Source organism: Microbulbifer sp. (assembly GCF_036563125.1).
Taxonomy (GTDB): Bacteria; Pseudomonadota; Gammaproteobacteria; order Pseudomonadales; family Cellvibrionaceae; genus Microbulbifer.
This window is the reverse complement of the sequence record NZ_DATCMV010000091.1, coordinates 57,791-81,063: the sequence shown is the minus strand read 5'-3', so window position 1 is coordinate 81,063 and position 23,273 is coordinate 57,791. Positions and strand designations below refer to the sequence as shown.

At 56.9% G+C, this 23,273-nt stretch carries 18 protein-coding genes; 2 read left to right on the top strand and 16 right to left on the bottom strand.

Features of this window, described 5'->3' with window-relative positions; genetic code table 11:
• Positions 1-116: 116 nt before the first annotated feature.
• The 14 genes from VIL80_RS07545 to VIL80_RS07480 form a co-directional block, all read right to left on the bottom strand.
• Positions 117-926: an OmpW/AlkL family protein gene (locus VIL80_RS07545; protein ID WP_332035510.1), complete on the bottom strand. Its 810-nt coding sequence runs from the start codon at positions 924-926 to the stop codon at positions 117-119.
• Between the two features lie 368 nt (positions 927-1,294).
• Entirely contained in the window at positions 1,295-2,683 is a 1,389-nt protein-coding gene (locus VIL80_RS07540; RefSeq protein WP_332035509.1) for a glutamine synthetase family protein, read from the bottom strand.
• Positions 2,684-2,760: 77 nt separating this feature from the next.
• Positions 2,761-4,110, bottom strand: a complete 1,350-nt coding sequence (locus tag VIL80_RS07535) for an aspartate aminotransferase family protein (protein ID WP_332035508.1) — start codon at positions 4,108-4,110, stop codon at positions 2,761-2,763.
• Positions 4,111-4,428: 318 nt separating this feature from the next.
• Positions 4,429-5,718 (bottom strand): cyanophycinase, encoded by a 1,290-nt coding sequence (locus VIL80_RS07530; RefSeq protein WP_332035507.1) that lies wholly within the window; start codon positions 5,716-5,718, stop codon positions 4,429-4,431.
• A complete protein-coding gene (locus VIL80_RS07525; RefSeq protein ID WP_332035506.1) occupies positions 5,715-6,119 on the bottom strand; it encodes a helix-turn-helix domain-containing protein in 405 nt (134 codons plus the stop codon). Before VIL80_RS07525 ends, VIL80_RS07530 begins: the two co-directional genes overlap by 4 nt.
• A 16-nt stretch (positions 6,120-6,135) precedes the next feature.
• Complete coding sequence (gene iadA / locus VIL80_RS07520) at positions 6,136-7,308, bottom strand: beta-aspartyl-peptidase (RefSeq protein WP_332035543.1); 1,173 nt, start codon at positions 7,306-7,308, stop codon at positions 6,136-6,138.
• A gap of 17 nt (positions 7,309-7,325) precedes the next feature.
• A complete protein-coding gene (gene yfcC / locus VIL80_RS07515) occupies positions 7,326-8,840 on the bottom strand; it encodes a putative basic amino acid antiporter YfcC (protein WP_332035505.1) in 1,515 nt (504 codons plus the stop codon).
• A gap of 81 nt (positions 8,841-8,921) precedes the next feature.
• A complete protein-coding gene (locus VIL80_RS07510) occupies positions 8,922-11,798 on the bottom strand; it encodes a TonB-dependent receptor plug domain-containing protein (protein WP_332035504.1) in 2,877 nt (958 codons plus the stop codon).
• 449 nt (positions 11,799-12,247) lie between these two features.
• Positions 12,248-12,409, bottom strand: a complete 162-nt coding sequence (locus tag VIL80_RS07505) for a hypothetical protein (protein WP_332035503.1) — start codon at positions 12,407-12,409, stop codon at positions 12,248-12,250.
• A 68-nt stretch (positions 12,410-12,477) separates the two neighbouring features.
• Entirely contained in the window at positions 12,478-13,857 is a 1,380-nt protein-coding gene (locus tag VIL80_RS07500; protein WP_332035502.1) for a cyanophycinase, read from the bottom strand.
• A gap of 139 nt (positions 13,858-13,996) precedes the next feature.
• On the bottom strand, positions 13,997-14,305 hold the full coding sequence (locus VIL80_RS07495; RefSeq protein ID WP_332035501.1) for a DUF6122 family protein: 309 nt from the start codon (positions 14,303-14,305) through the stop codon (positions 13,997-13,999).
• Positions 14,305-14,976, bottom strand: coding sequence for a GntR family transcriptional regulator (locus tag VIL80_RS07490; protein ID WP_332035500.1), 672 nt, complete (start codon positions 14,974-14,976; stop codon positions 14,305-14,307). Before VIL80_RS07490 ends, VIL80_RS07495 begins: the two co-directional genes overlap by 1 nt.
• Before the next feature lie 61 nt (positions 14,977-15,037).
• Positions 15,038-16,147, bottom strand: a complete 1,110-nt coding sequence (locus tag VIL80_RS07485; protein ID WP_332035499.1) for a hypothetical protein — start codon at positions 16,145-16,147, stop codon at positions 15,038-15,040.
• A 45-nt stretch (positions 16,148-16,192) separates the two neighbouring features.
• On the bottom strand, positions 16,193-16,633 hold the full coding sequence (locus VIL80_RS07480; protein ID WP_332035498.1) for a VOC family protein: 441 nt from the start codon (positions 16,631-16,633) through the stop codon (positions 16,193-16,195).
• Positions 16,634-16,800: 167 nt separating this feature from the next.
• Between VIL80_RS07480 and VIL80_RS07475 the strand changes: the two genes are divergently transcribed.
• Both VIL80_RS07475 and VIL80_RS07470 read left to right on the top strand, forming a co-directional pair.
• Positions 16,801-17,898 carry a hypothetical protein gene (locus VIL80_RS07475; RefSeq protein ID WP_332035497.1) on the top strand — a complete coding sequence of 366 codons (1,098 nt, stop codon included), beginning with the start codon at positions 16,801-16,803 and terminating at the stop codon, positions 17,896-17,898.
• A gap of 67 nt (positions 17,899-17,965) precedes the next feature.
• Positions 17,966-18,688, top strand: coding sequence for an SIMPL domain-containing protein (locus tag VIL80_RS07470; protein ID WP_332035496.1), 723 nt, complete (start codon positions 17,966-17,968; stop codon positions 18,686-18,688).
• A 94-nt stretch (positions 18,689-18,782) separates the two neighbouring features.
• Here the strand turns inward: VIL80_RS07470 and VIL80_RS07465 are convergent, their stop codons facing one another.
• Both VIL80_RS07465 and VIL80_RS07460 read right to left on the bottom strand, forming a co-directional pair.
• Positions 18,783-20,051 (bottom strand): metal-dependent hydrolase family protein, encoded by a 1,269-nt coding sequence (locus VIL80_RS07465; RefSeq protein ID WP_332035495.1) that lies wholly within the window; start codon positions 20,049-20,051, stop codon positions 18,783-18,785.
• Between the two features lie 232 nt (positions 20,052-20,283).
• A complete protein-coding gene (locus VIL80_RS07460; RefSeq protein WP_332035494.1) occupies positions 20,284-23,130 on the bottom strand; it encodes a M16 family metallopeptidase in 2,847 nt (948 codons plus the stop codon).
• Positions 23,131-23,273 lie beyond the last annotated feature (143 nt).

The following is a 23,273-nucleotide window of genomic DNA, read 5'->3' as shown; positions in this document are numbered from 1 at the left end:
ACACCAGGGGCGAGACCAACCAGTCTAAAAAATCACGGATTCCACAGTCAATACTCCAAAGACAAACGCCCCGGGACGCGTGTCCCGGGGTAAAAGTCTGGAGCATTCGTCAAAGATCAGAAGCTGAACTTGTAGCCTACGCCCAAATTGAAGATCCAGGAGTCGTACTCCATATCTTCATTGACGCGAACACTGACCCCTTCCCCCGACACGGGCTCGAATGCTTCAAAGCCGATTTCGACGCGAGGATCAGCATCGATATACATGGCCGATGCGTTGATCAACCAGTTGGCATCGCGACCAAATGCCATATCCACACCGATCTGGGCCGTCCAGCTAAATGAGCTGCCGAAATTCACCAGACCGCGCGGCTCCCTCACCAGCTCATCATTCGGTCCGACAAACTCAAGATCAATCGTTCTCAGGTACTCCTGATCAATATCGGTGTAATTAACGCCGATCCCGATGTACGGCTGTATCCAGGATTCAACACACACCGGATACCAATTAACGAAAAATGTGGAGACATTGGTATCGAAACTGCCAATGCTGCCAGCCGCCGACCACGCACCATAATCGGGAGCAGATATGCTGGTTCCCAAGTTGGTATCGAGGTCCGCACCATCCATATAACCAAGCTGCACCGCCCAGTGATCAACCACAAAGAAAGTGCCGTTTATGAACCAGGTTGTGTCATCGTCCAGGTCCAGGTAAGTCGCGACACTGACCGGAATATCGGGACCATCAGGATCGACAGGATCTTCCACACCAAAGACGTCAACCCTGCTCAGCGCATCGTCAGTAAGATCCATATAGGCAGCGCCGACACGGACAATAAAATCTCCGCCTTTGAAATCGGCAAGCGCAGGTGTCGCCGTGCTCGCGGCGGCAATTGCCAGTGGTAGAAGAAGGGACTTGGTTCGCATGGGTAACTCCTTTTAACTCTGAAATGCTCCATAGCCGCCGGGGCCAATGCACAAAAAATGACCCGCGCGTACGGTTAGTTTCAGTATAGGTGGAGTTTTCGAGAAAACAGCAAGTACTGCCTAAGCATTAGCTGACAAATGGAAAGAAATTTCCGCAAGCCTGTATTCATCAAAAAAAATGCCCGCCATAAGGCGGGCCAGTTTTCTCGAACACACTTTCAGGAGGAGAGTTTGCGACGCGCTGTGTACACAAGTGCACAGCCGCCTCTCATTAGGTATAGCAGAGCAATTTCCACTACCTGCCACCCTGTCATCAAAGCCGTTGATTACTGGTCGCAATCCACGCCTGAATATTCATCATCAGCAAGTCAGACTCGCTGCAGGTAACTTTCGTACTCCACGTCCGTCACCCGTGAGGCAATCTCCGCCTGCTCCTGGCGCTTGAGCATCAGAAACAGGTCGACGAATTCCGGATCGAAGTAGTCCTTCCACAGTTTGCTTTCTTCAAACTGGTTAAGCGCATCGCTCCAGGTGTTGACCAACTGTTGTTCACTTTCCATCTGGTAGGCGTCGCCTTCCACCGGCTCTGGCGGTTGCAGGCGATTTTCCAGACCGTGACACACCCCGGCCAGGATGGCCGCCAACACCAGGTAGGGATTGACGTCTGCACCGGCAATGCGGTGTTCGATACGACGGGCGCCTGAGTCACCCGCAGGGATACGGAAGGTGACAGTGCGGTTGTCGTAGCCCCAGCAGAGATTCAGCGGTGCATGGCTGCTTTCCTGGAAACGCCGATAAGAATTAAAGTGCGGTGCGAAGATCGCCATCGCGTCATTGGCGGTGGTCATCATACCGGCAACAGCCTGGCGCAACAGATCAGTGCCCTCTTCGCTGCCATCGTCAAAAACGTTGTTGCCGTCTTTGTCTTCCAGACTCAGGTGAACGTGCATGCCATTGCCGGCGAGATCGCCAAAGACCTTGGCCATGGTACTCACCCGCAAACCGTGGCTTCGAGCAACGCCTTTCAACAGTCGCTTGAACAACAGGGTCTGATCGGCCACTTTCACCGGATCGTTGCAGTGCAGCAGGTTGATCTCAAACTGGCCAGGCGAATACTCGGAGATGATTGAGTCCGCCGGAATGTCCTGGGCCTCGCAGGCGGCACGCACATCTGCGAAGAAGTGGCGCTGCGAATCCAGTTCGGAAAGATCGTAAACGTCGGTGGACGGCACAAGATCCGAGTCATTGTCACTGACCGGGCGCGGGTGCCCGAGATTGTCTGCCCCCTCCTGCAGGAGGTAGAACTCGAGTTCGGTGGCACACACCGCCTTATAGCCAAGGCGCTCAAGCCGCGCGACAACCTTCTGCAGCTGGGCGCGAGGATCCGCGTAAAGCACAGTGCCATCGGCTTCGAACAGCTGCATATGCAGCTGCGCAGTCTGCTCCCGATGCCATGGCGCCATATGGATGGACGATACCGGCATACAGATACCGTCGCTGTCGCCACTGGCAAATACCAGCGGACTATCTTCTATATCACGTCCCCAAATATCCAGGCTAACGGCACTGCGCGGCATTTGCAGGCCGCCGCCCAGCAGCTTGTGCGCGGAGTCCACCGGCAGCCATTTACCTCTTGGGACACCGTTGATGTCGAAAACAAAGCCTTCAATCCACTTAAGTTTCGGGTGCGCTTCAAGAAAAGCTTCGGACGAAGCAAGCAATTCCTGGGACGGCTCATATTGTTCTTGTACTGCCATAACCAATTCACTTCTGGAGGTATTTCATTCCCCACCCGCGCGAAAGGTACGCGCGAGCGGGTTCTTTATCACGCAGTTTACGCCATGGCTTTGGCGGTTTCATCCAGCGCGCGACGGGCTTTTTCTACCAGCTCGTCGATCTGCCCGGTGGTGAGGATCAGCGGCGGAGCGATGATCATGGTGTCACCAGTAGCTCGCATTACCAGACCGTTCTTGATGCTCATATTGCGGCATACGCCACCGGCGGTGCATTTGTCGTCAAAACGTGCACGGCTGGACTTATCTTTGACCAGTTCCAGAGCGCCGACGAGGCCCAGCGAACGCGCCTCCCCTACGATCGGATGATCCGCCAACTCCGCCCAGCGCTTGGCCAGATACGGCGCGGTGTTATCGCGCACATTTTCGATGATTTTTTCTTCCCGCAGGATGTTGAGCGTAGCCAGCCCCGCCATACAGGCCGCGGGGTGCGCCGAATAGGTATAGCCGTGGGTGAACTCGCCGCCCTTGGACTTGATCACGTCGGCCACCCGGTCACTTACCATGGTGCCACCCAGCGGGAAGTAACCGTTGGTCACCGCCTTGGCAAAGGTCATCAGGTCCGGCTTCACACCGTAGTAATCAGAGCCAAACCACTGCCCGGTACGGCCAAAACCAAAGATTACCTCGTCCATCACCAGCAGGATGTCGTACTGATCCAGTACCTTCTTAACTTCCGGCCAGTAGGTTTCCGGCGGGATGATCACGCCACCGGCGCCCTGGATCGGTTCGGCGATAAAGGCAGCCACCTTGTCCGGTCCCAGCTCCTGGATTTTCTCGTCCAGACAGCGGGCGGCGTAGATGCCGAACTCTTCCGGGGACATGTCGCCGCCCTCACCAAACCAGTAGGGCTGCTGGATATGCTCGATATAGTCCAGGCTCTGGAACTGTTTATGCATTCCGCTCATGCCGCCAAGGCTGGCACCACCGATGGTAGAACCGTGGTAGGCGTTATTGCGCGAGATGATGATGCGTTTTTCCGGCTGGTCTTTCAGATCCCAGTAGCGGCGGATAATACGCAGGTTGGTGTCATTGGCCTCACTACCGGAGCCAGTGAAAAACACGTTGTTCATGTGCGCGGGCGTCACTTCCGCGAGCAGGTCCGCAAGCTCGATGGACGGCACCGTGGTGCACTGGAAAAAGCTGTTGTAGAACGGCAGCCGGTTCAGCTGCTCGTAAATGGCGTCGCTAATTTCCCGGCGGCTGTAGCCGAGGTTGCAGCACCACAGGCCGGACATCCCGTCGAGCATCTTGTGACCGTCGATATCGGTGATGTAAGCACCTTCAGCACTGGTAATCAGCCGGGTGCCCTGCTGGCCCAGGTCGTGAAAATCGGTGAAGGGATGCAGCAGGTGCTCGCGGTCATGCTGTTGTAATTGGCTCTTGTTCATGAACTCACTCCAGTTTCCTACTATGCGCCCACACACTCGCAGAGGCGGGCACACCAAAATGTGATCACATTCTAGAGTGACCCGCTATGAGAGTGCAACCACCTCCCGCAGAGCGCTCCCACTACTCCATCACGAACTTGCAACCTTTATAACGACGCAAGCCAGTTTCTGGCCTCGGGCAGGCATCCAGCCTACCCCGGCAAAACATCAAGAAACAATATAGTCAGCGGGACGCCACCACCGTTCGCGCTTCGGAGTGGAAAATTCGGGAACTTATCGGCCGAGAAAAAGGAAACCAGGTGACCAGCAAGTCTGCTCTTATGGGCGGGGGGCGATAGTCACTGAAACCGGGGCAATGTCGAGTTCTACCCCCACGATGGAGTACTGATCCTTGGTACCGGACCGGTAACGCCAGAAACCGCGACTGCTTTCGGTCTGGCGGAAATGAAAGAGAACGCCTTTTCCCGAGTCACTATCGAAGCTGAAGCGGCGTACTTCGCGGGCTTTTTCATTATCCAACAGCGAAAACCCCAACAATTCATCGAGACGCTGATTGCCAAGTGCAATACCTGCGCCCTGGACAACCCCATAACCAAAGGCTTCATTCTGCTGTGTTTCACTTCCGGAAAGTTCGAAATTACCGGTGCGCCAGTTATAACGGTCGCCGGCACTCAATACTGAGAGCTGCACCCCCTGCGCAGCGAATGCCTGCCCTCCCCCGCTAAACTGTGCCAAGCGGCCATCTGCGACTACCAGATTCCCTGCACCCAATACCGTTATGTCGGCATCGACCAGATCCACCAGCAGCGCGGTATCCTCGTCCACACCAAAACCAATACGGTCAGCCGGATCCTCCATCAGCCCAAGGGCCCTCACCAGGCGCCCCAGACGGGCCTTTCGGTCGAAGTGCTGATCCACGATACCCTCAGGAAGAAACCCCAGCCCTGTAGCCAGCATCAATTGCCCGGATTCCAGGGTTTCCATACCGACGTACTGGTCCGCAACGGGCATAGTGAGTGCGCTGAGTGAGTCGCCAGCGGCAATCATGGTGCGACTCATAATGGCAGCGCCGGCACTGGTGCCGCCGACCACCGCGCCGCGCGACAATTGCCGGCGAATCGCCTCCAATACCGGAGTGTCGACTTCCCCGTTTGCAAACAGCGCACCGGTAATACGTGTCTGATCTCCACCCACAAACCAGATGCCACCGACGTCACCGAGGCTGTCCGCCACCGCCGGGTCTCTGCCACCAGCCTCCCACCGACTTTCATCGACGGCCCCGGTAGAAGAATCATCGAGGACCGCAATCGGCAGTACGCGAATGTCTCCAGCAAAGCCATAGTGACGAAGATCCTCGGAAAACTGTTCTGCGTAATGTGCTGGTCGCCCGGATGCAACCGGCACAATGGCCACATTGGGGAATTGCCTTGGAATTGCATCGATAAATGCCTGGTAAACCGCCGAATTATCGCTGCGCAACGCACCGCCAACGATCAACAGGCTGCCCGGCCTCTCCAAATCATTCGCGGCAGTTTTTTCACCGCCGCAAGCGGTTATGAAAACGGTGAGCAGGCCCAGAATTACACCAACGGCAATATTTGTTTTCATAAACCTCGCTCCACTCCAAAAAGTTCTTGTTCGAAAGCGCCGGAGAGGTTGTTCCGTAGCGGAATATGCAACTCTCTCAGCTTGCGTTCTTGCCTTGGGCTATGCCCACAAAAGTCGCGAAAACAGCGACTGAAATGGGAAGCGGAACTGAACCCGCAGCGCTGTCCGATCTCGTCAATACCAAGTCCGCTGTCGTGCAACAACGCGCGCGCCTGTTCCAACCTGAGGGTGCGATAAAACCGCGCGGGTAATTCGCCAGTAAATCGGCGGAACAATCGCTCCAGCTTCTTGGGCGTGATTCCGAGGTAAGCGGCAAGCTCGCCGGCCTGAAGCGGTTCAGAGAGGTTGTTCCGCATCAGTGCCAGCGATTCCTCAAACAGATGCCGATCTTGCTGTGTCATGATCCAACCTACTGGTTTAGCCGAAAAGTCGCGCTGTGCGAACATGGCGGTCAAACATCTGCCAGCGACCGCGCGCCATAACGTGAGTAATCTGGAAGCGTTCTCGATCGACCAGAATCAGGTCCGCATCGCGACCGGTCACTATCTGGCCCTTGCCTTTGAGTCCGAGCGCGCGCGCGGGATTGCGGGTGACCACTTGTAGTGCCTGAGAAAGCTCCACCCCCTCGTCCTGGACGGCCCGCCGGAATTCATCAAACAGACTGGCGATGGCGCCCACCTCCAGATCCTGAAGCTCCCCTTGCTCACAGAAATTTGTCAGCGAACCCTGCGCGTCGGACGAGAATGTAATCTGATTTATCGAAGCCCCCTGCTCCAGTGCCAGCTTGAGCGCGCAGCTTGCACGTAATTCGCCACTGGCAAGAATTTCCTCAGTAGTTGAGGTCGTAAAATCAATAAAACCACCGGCGCGCGTGAACGCCACCCCATGCGTCAGCAGGGACTCATGGCGGTTCATGTGCGTGGGATAGAACTGCGTGATGGGAATTTCCGAATGTTCGACCACATCAAACAGGGGCGACAGGCGCCCTGGGCCATCACCTACATGAACCGAGACCACGCCGCCCTTGCCACTCAACAACCCGGCAACACGGGCATCCGCGGCGATGCGAATCAACTCCTCCCGCGAGGGATGGGATGACCGGTGATCGGAGATTGCCAGCTCGCCAACGCCGATGATGTTATCCACCAGCATGACATCGCTCCGCACACTGCCGGTCAGGGTATTGACGGGGACTTGATAGGAACCCGTCTGTATGAAGCTGGTAATTCCCTGGGCTTCCAGCGCCTTGGCTTTGCCAAAAAGCTCATTGAGCGTTCGCGTCGTCGCATCTGTACCCAGGGCACCAACAACAGTAGTGACGCCGGCACTCACCGCGTCCCTGACATCCAGCTCCGGCGTGCGCGAACCAAAGCCACCCTCGCCACCGCCGCCACTGATATGCACCAGGGAATCCACCAGGCCGGGTATCAGCCAGGCGCCGTCCGCATCGACGGTTTGACCAAGACTTTCCGGAAGATCAATGTTCTGGTCGATTTTTGCTACCCGATCACCCGCCACCAAAACATCACAGCGGCCAAGACTTCGCGGGGCAAAAACCTCCGCATTTTTAATCAATGTAATTTGAGACATATATAAAGTTTGAATTATCAGAATCCAGACATCGCAGCGATCAGCACCGCTACGGACGCAAACAGAAACAGCATTCCCTGCACGGGCAATACAAACCGGAGCCATACCCCCCAGTCCAAGCGCGCCGCACCGAGACATCCCATCAACGAAGCAGACGTGGGCACGATGATGTTGCTAAAGCCATCACCCAACTGGAATGCAAGCACCGCGGTCTGCCGCGATACCCCAACCACATCGGACAAAGGCGCCATGATTGGCATGGTCAATGCCGCCTGGCCGGAACCGGAGGTGATGAAAAAATTGAATACGGTCTGGAACAACAGCATGAACCAGGCAGAGACCGCACCGGAAACATCCGCCAGGCCATTGCCGGCGGTATGCAAAATGGTATTGAGGATACTGGCGCCCTGCGGGTCATCCCCGCCAAGCAGCATGACGATGCCCTTGGCAAACGCCACCACCATTGCCGCTGGCAACAGCTGCTGGGCGCCCTCCCTGAACGCCGCGGCGGCCTTGTTGGGGGTCAGGCCGTTCAATCCAAACGCCATCGCCACCGCGGCTATTGCGATTCCCATGCTGAAGAACTGGGCGGCGATTTCCGGCAGAAAGTAATTCCGCTCCACCACACCCCAGATCATCCAGGCAATACCGGCGCAGAAAAGTAGCAGCACCCAGCCATCGCCACGCGCCATGGTTTTGAGCGCAGCGGCGGACTGTGCCTGATCGCGGAAAACCCGGTCGGACTGGTAGGCGAGGGAAAGTGTCGGACGACGCTGGATGCGGCGCGCGTAGATCATGGTGTAGATCGCAAGCCCGACGGTGGCGAGCAGCCACAGCAGCATGCGCGGACCACTGCCCGACATTACCGGTACTCCGGCGATGCCCTGGGCAATACTTACCCCAAAGGGATTCATCCAGGAGGTGGCGAAACCGACCTGCGTAGCCACATAGGTCACCAGCAGTGCGGTGATGCTGTCGTACCCCATGGATACCAGCAGCGGCACCAGAATCAGGGTAAACGGGATCACCTCCTCGCCCATCCCAAACACCGCGCCACCCAGGGAAAATAGAAAACACAACGTGGCCAGGTACAGGTGCCCCGCTTGCCGGTTGCGCGCGATCACCTGAAACAGTCCGCGCTCCACTGAGCCACTGGCAAAAATCAGCCCAAACGCACCGCCCGTTAGCAAGATGAAGGCGAAGACCCCAATGGATGCCCCCCACTTAGTGCCAGAAACCATCCCTTCAAACGCAAAATTCAGCAACCCGATATCGCCACCTTCTGCGAACAGTGCCATTCCGGAAGGCTGGTCGGATACCTGCTGGTAGCTGTGCGGATCTATCACACTGCGCTCCGCACCGTTAACCACACTGGTGACGGTTTCATAAGTTCCGGCGGGAATGACGAAATTGAGCGCAAAAGCAATCATGGCCACCATCAGCAATATCAGATAGGTATCCGGCATTGCCCAGGTTTTCTTGCTGAGGGATTGCTCCGCCGCGCCGTGGGAATCTGCTTCACTGGTCTGCATGAAATAACACCGCAGTTAATGGAAAAGGGTCGACAGGTGCAAACTGCGCACCTGCCGGGATCAGGTCCTGTGAGACGCCGATCAGAACGCGTGGCCGTAGCTCAAGGTGTAAAAACGACCCATTGAGTTGTGGTTGAAGTGATCCACGTTGGCACTGGTACCGAGTACCAACGGCGGCTCTTCGTCCAGCAGGTTGTTGACCCGCAGGCTGAGCCAGCTGCCATTGCTGAAGTCGCGATTGACGCTCAGGTCGAATACCAGCCACTTGTCCACTTCCACACCGCCGTCTTTGTCGAATTTGACCCGGGAAAGGAAGTACTCAGCACCCGGTTCCTGAATTGCATCCAGTACACGCGGGCTAGGATCATCGTGATAACTATGGGTATACCGGGCGGAAAGCGTGGTGGACCAGTCTTGCATGCGCCAGCGCAGGGAACTGTTAGCCAACCAGCGCGGATAGGTATATTCACCGGCCTCACTCACAATACCGCGCGCAGCAGATGGCAACTTGTCGAACTTCGACATGTAGGTGCCATCCAGGGTAAAGCGGAAACTGCCCCAGTTTTCGGTCTCGAAATACTGGGTGAACGCCATATCGACGCCACTGGTTTTCTGCCAACCGAGGTTGGACAGCTGGAAGTGAGCATCCACTACAAAGCCGCCAGCCACCTCCAAACCCGGCTGACCGGTGGCCAGTTCGCCCTCTCCCACGATCGGGAAATCGCCGGAAAGTGCACGCAGGATAAAATCATCTTCTTCCACACCGATCAGGTTTTCGTGTTCGATATTCCAGTAGTCGATGCTGATTTCAGTATCTTCAGTCGGCTTCAGCAGGAAACCCGCGCCCCAGGTAGTGGCGGTTTCCGGCTTGAGATCATCGTTACTCACCTCTTCCGACAGCAGTGCTTCACCGTCTTCATCGGCAAAGCCGTCGCACGCCGCCGGCGTCACACTGCAGTCGACGGTATAGCTGGAGAGCAGCGTGCCAGCACCCACCTGCGCCAGCGAAGGCGCGCGGAAAGAGGTAGACCAGTTGCTGCGGAAAATGATGGCGTCGTTAAAGGCATGGCGCAGCGCCACCTTCGGGTTGGTGTCCCCACCGAAGCTGTCGTAGTAGTCGTGACGCAGTGCCACTTGCAACTCGGTATTGGCCGCGAGCGGAATCATCTGTTCCATATATACCGCCCACTGGTTGCGGGCGGCGTCGGCGGAGGTGGAACTGAAACCGAGAATCGGCTCAGGATTCAGAGTGGTGGAAATCGCATCGCCGGAGGGGGTGTCCACCACGGATTCGCGCCGGAACTCACCACCAAACGCCACCTGGATTGCGCCGGCGGGCAGCTCGATCCAGGAGCCAGAGATATTGCCATCGACGGCGTAGAGACTGGATTCGCCGCTGCGCTTGGCATCGGTACGCACAAACTGATTGATCGCATCCACTTGCTCTGCCTGACCGTTGAACGGGTTGTACCAGGCCGTGGTTTTCCCCAGGTCTTCGCAGGTTTCGCCGGCACCGTAGCTTGTTCTGCTCGGCGACTGCAAATTCACATCCCAGCGATCCACCACCGACCCATCGGAGCAGAGGTTACCAACCAGGGCATTCATGAATGCGTCGGATTTATACAGGCCGGAAACGCCGCGTTGCTCGGACTCGCTGCGGCCGATATTCAGTGCGGCTTCCCAACTCCAGCCACCCAACTCTCCGCGCAAGCCGCTCAGGAATCGCACGGAGGAGCTTTCCACTTCTACCGCGCGGGGATCGGGAAACTTGCCCCAGGCAAAGATCGGATAGCCGTAAAAATCGGTGAAATCAGAAGGGGAAAATCCTTGTAGTTCATGCTCCACAGCCGTGTCGACAATATCCTGAACCAGCTCTGCCGGCCAAAGGGGACTTTCTGGATCCACAGGCACATAGCTGAAATTCGCCGGAGAGGCCGTGCCGCGGGAACTGTTGGTTTGCAACATCAGATTGTTGAACCACTCCAGCTTGTCAGAAATTTCGTAATCGAAGGTAGCGACGACACTGGCACTCTCATATTCATCCTGCGTCGCCTGCACGGCGTTGGTATTGAACTCGCAATACTCACCCAGTCTTCCAAATCCAAACTGATCTGCAGGGCACCCGTCCGCACCGGACTCGGTTTGGTCAAAACTCTGACCACTTCCATATAGAAAAAAGTCGTCATTGAAACTCGGATAAACGCCCTGCTGGCTCGGACGCACGGAATTGGCGGTCAACTTGCGATCGCGGTCATACATGGCATTGCGAGAGAACAGATCCACCACCACCATGGAGTGGCTGCGCTCACCGGATTTTCCCCAAACCCAGTTAAGGTTGTATTTACCTTCATCGGTGCCCGCGGTGGAATTTCCATGGGTCAGGGTAATTTCACTGCCTTCAAAATCATCGCGCAGTACGAAGTTCACCACACCGGCTACTGCATCTGCACCGTAGGTCGCTGCAGCACCGCTCGGCAATACTTCCACACGCTCAATGGCGGACAGCGGAATGGAATTTACATCGACAAAAGACTCCTGCCCTTTGGCGAAAGAGCTGACGGACACGCGGCGACCATTAACCAGCACCAGCGTGGAGCTGGCACCCAGACCGCGCAGTGAGACACCGGCGGCACCCACCGGCGTATTGCTGGAGAGCGGCCCGCCGGTAGCGGTAGAAAAGGTACCGCTGCCGCCGCCGGTCTGAGTCAACTGCTGCAAGATTTCGATCGGTGAAGTTGCACCGGACGCCTCGATATCGTCGCGATTGATCTGCACCACCTGCACCGCGCCCTCGGTGTCCAACCCTTTGATATGGGTACCGGTGACAACAACTTCCTCGACCGTGCTGTCAGCCGGTATTTCCTGGGCGATGGAGCCAATACTGACTAGCGAGCAGCCGAGTGCCAGTTGGATCGCCTTGTATAGACCTGTTCTGTGATGCTGTTTCTTATTATTCACGGTAATTCCCCTCCGGGCGTCGCGCCCTGGTTGTGATTCCGGCAGTTCTTGTGTTTGTCAAAAATTCATAGGTACTAGGTACCCCGATGACGGAAAGCCGGGCGAGAGTCAGAACTACGCGCAACCCACTGATGGGGGCAAAGCAATAGCATCGCGACAGCGCCTGAAAACTCAGGTCACACGGCAGTTCTGTAAGTTATGGAGAGCAAACGATACGGAAGGAATCCGACGTATAGCTTCCCTGTGCTCGACAGCACGCTCGGAGCGTCGAGCGCCCGGCTAAGCCGAGGCGGGAAAGCTACTCGTCAAACCACTCACTGAGGTGGTAGTCGGAAGAGCAGCGCTCGATGGCAGCAATGAAATTCACTTTGCTTTTTGTCATGGCGCTTGCGTTGGTTTCTCAGTTGGCTGATTAAATTTGTTATCTAGCAAACTTCACGCAATTTTTATCACTGAGAAAAAATAATGTAAAGCGTTTCTTGAGCCGCACGCTTGTCGGCGCTGGCGGCGGATTTAAACCGAATTATCTGCCATCCACCAACGGGAAACAGCGTTTTATTCAAGCCCGCAGGATGAAAACGCCAGAAAGTAAAAGCTCCCGTAAAGAGCATTTTCCTCCGGGGCCTTACGGACTTGCCGGCCAAAAGTATTTTTGGCCGGCACTGCATGTGAAGCGGAATTACTGATACGGCTGATTGATATAGAAATTCGTTGAACGGCCGTCTATTCCTATGCGTTTGGGCGAAACACTGCTGGAACCGGTGAGTATGTTGTATTGGTCAAACTCTCCCAGCTTGTAGCGCAGCACATCCTCATACACCACCGGCTGACCACACTGCGCCAGGGTTCTGGATGTCTGCGCATCCTCTCGCAAGACGTACGCATTACCGCTTCCATCCACGACGCCGTTGCCATCGGGGGTAAAGAAAATGGAGGTTGCCTCGTCCACGCCAATGCCGGCAATCCCGCCAGGCAGCCCGGCCATAAACGCCATCAGGCGTCCCATCCGGTCGCGCTGGGTAAAATGCGTATCCACGATCACAGACTGCATGGCTGCGGTAGTGAGGAAATTCGTGGAAATGTTGATGTACTCATGACACAGATCGCTGACCGCTTCCGAAGAATAAGCACCAAGCACACCGTCCGGATCGTAAATATATTCAGACTGCACAGCGGCACCAGCGGATGTACCACCCAGCACACCACCTCTGCCGATTACTTCATCCAGCGCCTGCTGTAACGCGGTGCCCTGCCACTGATTGAGGTAATCCGACTGATCACCACCCGCAATCCAGATGAATTCCGCAGAGCGCACTGCCCAGGCTACATATTCATCGTTGGCATACTGGATACGGTCGACGATCAGGGTCTCCACGGAGTCGGCATTCAAAAGCTCCAGGAGATAATCGTTGTAGGCGTCAGTTCCGCTTGTGCGCAATACCACTACATCGCCGCCACCAATCAACGGTGCCACCCTGCGGGTAAACGCAGCATCAACATCAGTGCCACCACCCATCACCAGCAAACCGCCACCACTCTGGTTCACACACAGGTCCGCTGCATTTCCCACCAGGGAACTTGTGAGACCACCGGGCTTCGTCGGGCGCACCCCCAATCCGCAGTTGCCACTACCGCTGCCACCGCCACTGCCGTCGCCAGGAACCCCGTCTACGGTCAGGGTATAGTCGCCACGCCCGCTGTAACGGGTGACTTTCAACGTGTAGAGACCATCGCCATTTACACTGACCGTTGCCTCCTCCGGAGTACCGCCAGTTTCTGCGCTGTACAGTTTCCGGGATACATCGTAAAGGTGCCAATCGAAATCGTTGCTACTGCTGTGACTCAGGGAAATGGTGAGATCAGCGGGAGAGTCGACAATGAAGTAATACCAGTCCTGGTCACGCCGACTGTCGATTCTGCCGGCTATTGGCGTCGCCGAACAAACAGGACCATCGGCATCGGATTCGGCGTCGTTGGATTCACTCTCACCTGAAATACAGGCAAGAGCAGAGTGGCTAAATACGGCGATTAAAAAAAAGAGTGTGGGCTTGATCCCCATGATGAGCTCCTTGAGTGGTCGTTATTATTGTTGCCACTCAAAGGTACCCAATACGCGCCAGGCAAGAATCGATCTGGCGCGATAAGGGAAAAAACAGACAAGTTCCGGAAAAAACAGAACAGTCTAGTGAACTACCGGGTTAGATGGCGCAGTCAACAGCATCCAGCAGCATATGGGTAATCAGGCCGATACCCAGCCAGCGCACCGGCTTCCACGGCAAAAACATCATGGCGCCATAAAACGAGATGGGGAACATTGTGTGCAACGGGTGGAAGTTGATACTGCAGCGACCCGGATCGTAAATCGGGTTAGCAAGCAGATGATCCAGGTCCACCAGGTTGGCGGCCAGCATAAACAGTGCAGCCTTCTTCCACTCACTGCGGAAGAAAAACCAGGCAATCGCCACCGGAACGAGAATATGTAAAAAAATATGGAGGTAACTGAACATCAGGTCGGCAACAACTCTTCTGCAGAAATGGAACCCAGGCCTTCTTCGATATCCTGGCGAATGGCGGTACGCACCCGCTGCTCATCTTTTTGTGCGATGGCTTCAATCAAATCCTGGTGACGATCCGGCAACTCCTGTACACCGAAGCGCTGAAACACCAGATGCTGCAGTGGCGCGGTCTGCAGCCACAGGCTCTCGATCAGCGACAGGATGATATGCGGGCGACCGAGGCGATACAGGGTGAAGTGAAAGTCCAGGTTGCCGGTCACGTATTCCTGGATGTCATTTTTCTTCAGCGCCGCGGTAACCCGGTCATCCAACGCCCGCAAGGTCGCTACCTCGTCCACGCCGACGAAAGGCAGCGCCTGGGCCGCCGCCTGGCATTCCAGCGCCACCCGAGCTGCACAGATTTCATCCAGCCTTTCCCGGGTCATGCTGGGAACGGTAACCCGACGGGTATCGGAAAGCTCCAATGCCCGTTCGGAGGTGAGGCGGCGCAGCGCCTCGCGCACCGGCATCGGGCTGCAGTTCAACTGCTCCGCCAACCCGCGGATGGTGATGGCCTTCCCGGGCAGAAACTGGCCCCGCAACAAGGCGTCGCGCACCTGAAAGTACACCCGCTCCTGGGTAGTACGAAAATCTTCCTGCGGCTCGATAAATTCGGCGTCCATCACTTGCGGTCCCGCGTCAAAGGATTCAGTTAAAGGAAATCCGCCGGAACCGCTTAGCCGTTCAGGCGGACATCGCCAGCGCCAGTTTGTGTGGCGCCTGTTTACCACCGACTTCTATGAGTTCGTCGGTAATGGCGCCAGTTTGCCACAATTCGTAGAAATCCTCCGCAACCTGTTTGCCCGCCTCGGTCACCGCATTCCAGTAGCGCAGGCGCTCCTCGGTGGTGAGCTTCACAAAGTCATCCCGGTCCGGGATCTTGCCGTAAGGCAGTTTTGCCACCCAGGCGGGTGACGGCGCCACCAGGATGACATCCTGCATGGCCCCACCGCGTACCCAGCGCCAGCGGAAACTCTTGTCGAACCAGCCGGGCACCATATAGGGGAAGAAATGCGGGTACAGCACCAGACCGTCCGGGTGCTCAAAGCCCAGGTCGAAGTGGTAATCGGTAATGCCGCCGTCGCGGTAATTGCCCGCTGGCGCTCCCGCCGGGGTGGGTACGCCGGCCATAACCAGCGGAATAGAACCTGAGGCCAGCACCGCCGGGCAGACGTTTTCCGGATTCAGCGGCGTATTGACCGTGGACAGATTGCGGAAAGTGACCGCGGGGCTGTCGCCGGTATGGAATACCACCCTGTCCCAGAAGGCGCGCAGACTGCGGCGACTCACCGCGTTGGCCAGCGCCGATGCCAGCAGCGCCGGTGCCAGCAGGGCTTTATTTTCACTCGCCAGAGGCCCGCGGCCGCGCACGGTAACGAAGTGGCTGCGCCACACCGGGTTGCTGGCCACCTCTTCGGCCCCGCTGTGGCCCAGAACCTCACGCAGTATCCGTTCGCCGGCAGCGGTAATCTCTGCCGGTGTCGGACGCGCACTGTCATAGGTCTGGTTTACGTAGCCGTATTCCAGCGTTTCCAGTGCTGCGATGGGGTTGGAGGTGGCATAACACATGTTGCGGAAACTGCCGATGGACGAGCCGAGCGTCGCGATAGGTGCACTGCGATCGCGGAAAAATTCACCGATCAGCACCCGGTCCAGTTGGCTGATCACCAGCCACTTTGGCCCGCCAGACGCCCCTACCAGCGTAGAGATCATCTCCGGGCGCAATCCCTCGTCTTTTACCCGGCGCGCGGCATTCGCACCCGCCAGGATCACACAGCTTCTTTGCTTCTTCACTGTCGCCACTTCACCTAGGTTTATCTGCTTATCTGCCGGGTCCGATTACCATTCGCCGGTATTTTGCATAGAGGCCCAGGGTTCCTGGGGCTCGAGTGGTTCGCCTTTCTGCAACAACTCGATGGAAATATTGTCCGGCGACCGCACAAAGGCCATGTAGCCATCCCGCGGCGGGCGGTTGATGGTCACACCCATGTCCCTCAGGCGCTGACAGGTTTCATAGATATTGTCGACGCGATAGGCCAGGTGACCGAAGTTGCGGCCCCCACTATAGGTTTCCGGATCCCAGTTGTAGGTCAGCTCCAGGCAGGGTCGCTTCTCGCCATTGGCGGATTCGGCATCGCCCGGGGCGGCGAGAAATATCAGAGAAAAGCGGCCTTTCTCGTAATCATTGCGGCTAACCTCGTACAGACCCAGCTTGTCGCAATAAAATTCCAGAGATTTTTCGAGATCGGTGACTCGCACCATTGTGTGCAAATATTCCACTGCAACGCCTCCTTTGTGGGATTACAATCCCGATACATCAACAAGGTGACTACTTTAGTCACCAGACAAAAAGTTACCAGCGCGAAATGTACCAAAAATACTATCGACATTTTTTACAGGCCGCCCAAAAAGCAGCCTCAGACTCTTGCGACCTGCCAGTTCTGCACATGGCATGCCACTCCCACCACTACTGGCCAGATGTCACCCTGGATGCCGTCAACGCCTACTGGCAGGACGCCGCGCAGATGGCCGACAGCAAGTGGGAGAAAATTTTCGGTGAAAAGATACCAGCCTTCCAGCGCGGTATTGCCCACGCCCTGAATCACCCTGCCCCGCAGCAGATTGCACTTGCCCCCAACACCCACGAGCTGGTGTACCGGCTGATCAGCGCCTTTGACCTGACCAGGCCCCTGCGAATTCTCACCACCGATGGCGAATTCTACAGTTTTGCCCGCCAGCTGCTGCGCCTGGAAGAGCTTCCCAATGTGGAAGTGGTGCGTGTGGCCACGCAACCCTTCGCCACCCTGCCCCAGCGCTTTGAGCAGGAATTACAGAGCGGTCGCTACCAGCTGGCCTACGCCAGCCAGGTGTTTTTTGACTCCGGCGTGGCCTTCCCGGGCCTGCTGGAGCTGGCCGCGCGCAAGCCCGACACCACCCAGATGGTGATCGACGGCTACCATGCCTTCTTTGCGCGCCCCACAGATCTGTCCGCTATCGCCGACAAGGTCTTCTACACCGCGGGTTCCTACAAATACCTGGGCGCCGGCGAAGGCATGTGTTTTATGACCATTCCGCGCAATTGCGAGCTGCGCCCCCTTAACACCGGCTGGTTTGCGGAAATGGCGGAGCTGGAGAATCGCACGGAAGGTGTGGGGTTTGGCAATGACTGGCTGCGCTTCGCCGGCGCCACCATTGACTTTTCCCCGCTATACAAGGCCCTCGCCGTCCTCGACCTGTACGAGAGTGAAGGTATTTCGGTAACCAGTATCCATAACTATGTGCTGGCCAGTCAGCAACGGTTTCTCGCAGCCATGGCCGACGCACAGCACCCGCTGCTGAACCGCGACAACCTTATCGCCCACGATCTGGAAAATGGCCACGGACATTTCTTCACTTTTCGCTGCGGCAGTGCGGAAAATGCAGAAAAGTTGCAGGAAGAACTGCGGCAAAAAAATGTGCTTTGTGATCGCCGCCAACAGTTGTTGCGACTGGGTTTTGCGCTTTACCACCCGCAAGAAGAAACCTTCGCGCGCCTGTTCACCTGAGATTCATCTTTCAGGCGCAACAATATGCATCGTCAATGAAGTGTTACTGGCAATAAAAGGATTCGCCATGCAAAAGACCCTGAAACTGTTTTCCGCCGGCCTGCTTGCAGGTCTCGTCGTATTCGCAACCGGCTGTGGCAGTGATGCCGGCAAGCGCCCGTCCGGCACGCTGATCTCCATCTCTTCACAGGGTGAGGCCAGCCAGGCCCCGGACATCGCCAATATTTCCGCCGGCGTTGTCACCGAAGCGAGTGAAAGCAGCGCGGCCATGCAGGCCAATGCCGAGCAGATGGACAAACTGATGAAGGCCATCAAGAAAGCCGGCATCGACGACAAAGACGTACAAACCAGCGGCATTAACCTGATGCCCCGCTATGACTATCAACCCAATCGCGAACGCCAGCTTCTCGGTTACCAGGCCCACAACACCGTCAGTATTACCGTGCGCAAGCTGGATGAACTGAGCAAGGTGATCGATCTCCTCACCGCCGCAGGCGCCAATCAGATCCACGGCCCCAGCTTCTCCATCGGCGAGCCGGAACCGCTGCTGGCCGAAGCCCGTGAAAAAGCCCTGAAACAGGCACAGGCGCGCGCGAAATCCTATGCGGATTCCCTCGGCACCAAGGTACTGAGAATCGTGAGTATTTCTGAAGGCAGCCACGGTGGTATGCCGCGGCCGATGATGCGTGCGGAAATGGCTTCCGCCAAAGACAGTGCCAGCACGCCGATTGCGGTAGGAGAGACTTCGGTTTCGGTGAATCTGGAACTGGTGTTTGAGCTCGCGAAATAAAATCTGAGTTACTAAATCAGGCCATTTAACTTGGCGGTGACGGCGGCGCTACCGGATACAGGGTAGCGCCTCCGCCACAAATTTAAGTGCAGCGCTATTCCGGCTGCTTGTAAACTTCCCCGCCCTTCATCACAAACCGCACCCGCTCCAACGCGGTAATGTCCTCCAGCGGATTGCCAACCACCGCGATCATGTCCGCCCACTTACCCGCGGCAATACTTCCCAGTTGATCTTCCACTTTCAACAGTTGCGCGGCGTTCAAGGTGGCTGAACGAATAGCGTCGGCGGGGCTCATGCCGCCCTGCACCATCAGGGCAAACTCTTTCGCATTGTCCCCGTGACGACTGACACCGGTATCGGTACCGAAGGCGATTTTCACTCCCTTCCGGTGGGCGCGATAAAACGTATCCTGGATAAGAGGGCCGATTTTCGCTGCCTTGGTGCGCACCATGTCCGGGAAAAATCCTTCCACTGCCGCCTTCTGGGTGACCCAGTCCCCCGCCATCAACGTGGGCACATACCAGGTGCCGTGCTCCAGCATCAGCGCCATGGTCTCCTCATCCATATAGGTGCCGTGCTCGACGGAATCCACTCCGGCGCGGATTGCCCGCTCCATACCTTCCTTACCGTGGGCGTGGACTGCCACGGTAAACCCGTAGTCCTTCGCAGTCGCCATGATCGCTTCCAGCTCATCCTGCATGAATTGTGGATTCTGGCCGCTCTTGGCCACACTCAGCACACCGCCGGTGGCAGTGATCTTGATCAGGTCCGCACCGTCTTTGTAGCGCTGGCGCACCGCCTCGCGGGCACTGGCAACGCCGTTAATCACACCATCGGCGGGACCGGGGCTGCCCATCAGGTCCTGGCGAAAGCCATTGGTGGGGTCCGCATGGCCACCGGTGGTGGCAATGGACTTGCCGGCGGTATACACCCTCGGGCCGACAATGTCGCCGCGGTTGATGGCATTGCGCAGGCTCAAGGTAACATTTTCCCGGTCCCCCAGATCCCGTACGGTGGTAAACCCGGCCATCAGGGTGCGCTCGGCGGTATTGACCGCGCGCAAGGTGTAATCGGCCGGATTCCAGGTAAAGGTTTCAACATAGGTACGCGGGCCGTATTCAAAGGCGAGGTGGGTATGCATATCCATCAGGCCCGGCAGCACGGTAAATGCACTCAAATCGATCACACGCTCACCGTCGCGCTTGGTAAAGCCGCGCTCAACGGATTCCACCCGGTCATCGACGATATGCACCGTGCGCTTTTCGTGCAGACGGCCGCGCTCGCTATCGAACAGCCAGCCGGCGTGTAGCGCGATATTCTCCGCACTGGTAGCTGACGACCAGGCGAGAACGGCCCCCGCCAACAGACTGCCGAAACCGCGCGTTACAAAATACGATTTTGCTAAATGAGTAATCACTGTGCCCCCCGGATCTTAGTGGGCTGCGATTTCAGCCGCCCATTTTTATGCTGCTTTTTACATATTGATCACAACATCGCTGTCGACCTCAAAAAAGCGCGATCAATGTAGCGCATTTTCACGATATAAAAAAAGCCCGGCGCTTTCGCAACCGGGCTTTCGTGAAGTTTCGCCAAAGCTATTCTGTGGTGGGAATGACTTCCACCTGACCGATACCCAGTGCCTCGATATCCTTCTGGATCTTGCTCAGGTCACCAACCACCATCCAGGTAAACTGCTCCGGCGCCAGGTATTCCTTGGCCGCCGCCGCCACCTGTTCCTTGGTCAGTGCGCTGACCCGCTGCGGATAGTCTGCGATATATTCCGGCGGCAACCCTTTTTCCACCTGCCAGGCGATGCTGGAAAGCAACTGCCCCTTGGTCTGGAACAGCGCACTCTGCTTCAGCACCTCGTCGTCCTGGTAGTCCTTGAGCTCCACTTCCTCAATCGGGCGCGTACTCAGATAGGCCCTGTACTCTTTCAGCAATTCCTGCATGGCCTGCGCGGTCTTGTCGGTCTGCACGGGGGCAAACACGATGTAGGGGCGCTGCGCCTCCGTATCCAGGGAGACCGCGCGCGCACCGTACGACCAGTGTTTTTCTTCACGCAAGTTCATGTTGATACGCGATGTAAATTTACCGGCGATGGCGGATGCCATTGCATCAAAGGCCTCGGCCTTTTCCGGCGTCCACTCCGGCATCACCAGTCCCGCCATGATGAAACTCTGTTGCGCGCCCGGGCGGTCGAGCAGGTAGATACGCGGTTTTTCCGGTCGGCTAACCTGTGGGATATTCAGTTGCGGCACAGGATCTCTTGGTGCACGCCAATCACCCAGCGTATGGTTTAACAGCTTCTGGAGCTCATCCTTGGCGACATCCCCCACCACGGTGAGCTGAGCGTTATCCGGGCGCAACCAGGTCTGATGGAAATTCAACAGGTCGTCGCGGGTAATCGACTCGATTGCCTCGGGCGTTCCGGAACCTGTCAGGGGCGCACCGTAGGGATGATCCTTGCCAAACAGCAATGGAGGCAACTTTCGCATCGCCAGTCCCTGGGGTTGGGCCTCTTCCTGACGAATGGAATCCAGCCAGTTGGATTTGACCCTGGCCAGGTCGTCTTCCGGGAACAATGGACTGGAGATAACGTCGCGGAACAGCTCCAGGGAGGGCTCAAGCTGGGATTTCAGCGCACTGAAACTCAAGGTGTTGTAATCGAGGCCGCTGCCGGCACCGATACTCGCACCCAATTCTTCCTGACGGGCACTGAACGCCAGGCTGTCATATTTGCCCGCGCCCTCACTCAGCATTCGCGCCACCACGGATGCGAGGCCCGGCTTGTCGCCATCGGCGGATGCACCACTGCGATACTGCAGGCTCATGAGAACAACGGGAGTATCGTGACGCTCCGCCAGCACCACCTTGAGACCATTATCCAGGGTGAAGGTCTGCTGTTGGGGGAGCTCGAGTTCTACGGTTTTGTCTATCGCCGGCAGTTTGCTGCGGTCCACATCTTCGTCGGCAACCGCGTATTTGTCCTTCGGTTGTATCACCAGCGTGAAGTGCTCGGGCTTCAGCCACTTCTGTGCCACGTTTTGCACATCGTTGGCGGAGACCCTGGCGTAATCCTCAAGCCCTTTCACCAGTGCGCTGGGGTCTTCGTAATAGAACTCGGAACTGGCGAGAATATCGGTCTTGCCGCCGAAGCCTCCAATTTTTTCCAGCCCCTTAACCAGACTGGCGAACTCACTCTGCTTGATACGCTTCAGCTCTTCCACGCTGACACCGGTACGGGCGAACTCCCGCAACTCCTTGTCGAGCAACTTCTCGACCTTTTCCACCGACTGCCCGGGCTTCACATCCACCATCAAAATCAACTGTCCCGCCAGCTGGCGGCCGTAATAAAAGGCGCTGACGCTGGTGGCCACCTTTTCATCCCGCACCAGGCGGCGGTACAGCAGGGAATTTTTTCGATTCGCCAGCAGGGACGTGAGCAAATCCAGCGCATTTTCCTCGTCACTGCCTATCGCCGGCACATTCCATACTTTGTAAATTCGCGCCTGGGGTACCTGATCGGTGACTTCCAGGCGCTTGTTGACCTGGTTTGGCAGCTCCCAGTTTTTCAGCTCCCGCGGCACCGAGGTGCTGGGAATGGCACCGAAATACTGTCGGGCCTTTTTCATCGCCTCTTCGACCGTGATATCACCGGCGATGGCCAGAATTGCATTGGCGGGCTGGTAGTAATCGGAAAACCACTGTTTGACGTCGTCGAGACTGGCGTTGTCCAGGTCTTCCATTGAGCCGATCGTGGTCCAGGAATACGGATGGTCCGAGGGGAAGGTATTGGTGGCAATCAAATCAAATGCCTGACCGTAAGGCGCATTTTCACCCTGGCGTTTTTCGTTCTTTACCACGCCACGCTGCTCGTCGAGTTTTTCCTGGCTGATGGCGCCCTTGAAATGCCCCATGCGGTCCGACTCCATCCACAGCGCCATATCCAGCGCGCCTTTGGGGACGGTTTCAAAATAATTCGTGCGGTCGTTGTTGGTGGTGCCGTTCATATCGGTGGCGCCGGAGCGCTGGAACGGCTCGAAGTATTCGCCGGGGAAGTTTTCCGAGCCGTTGAACATCAGGTGCTCAAACAGGTGAGCGAATCCGGTTTTGCCGCGGGTCTCATCCTTGGAGCCCACCTTGTACCAGATATTGATCGCCACCACTGGCGCCTTGGGGTCTTCGTGAACAATGACGGTGAGCCCGTTGTCGAGCACTTCCTTATGGTAAGGCAACTCAATTTTCGGCGGTTCCACAAATGCATCATTGCCACTGGCCGCCGCCTTGCTGCTGGCCGCGGCTTCCTTGTCGACGCTGAGTGCCTTGTGCACCTTCTGGTCCGCACCGGTTGTTTCCTGCTGCCGGTCGCAACCGGCCACGCTGCCCACAAGAAACACGGCTAACAGGCCAGCGGGCCACAGGGCAGTTCGCATATCCATTGTCACCTATCCTGATTTTTCAGTTGCTCTCGGCAAAATTGCACGCGGCCGGGCAGAGACTGCAAAGGCAATGCAAAGACAGCTCTCAGACTGAAGGATAGTCGGGGGAAATTCCCCAGGTCAGAAGCGCCGGCAAATGGGGC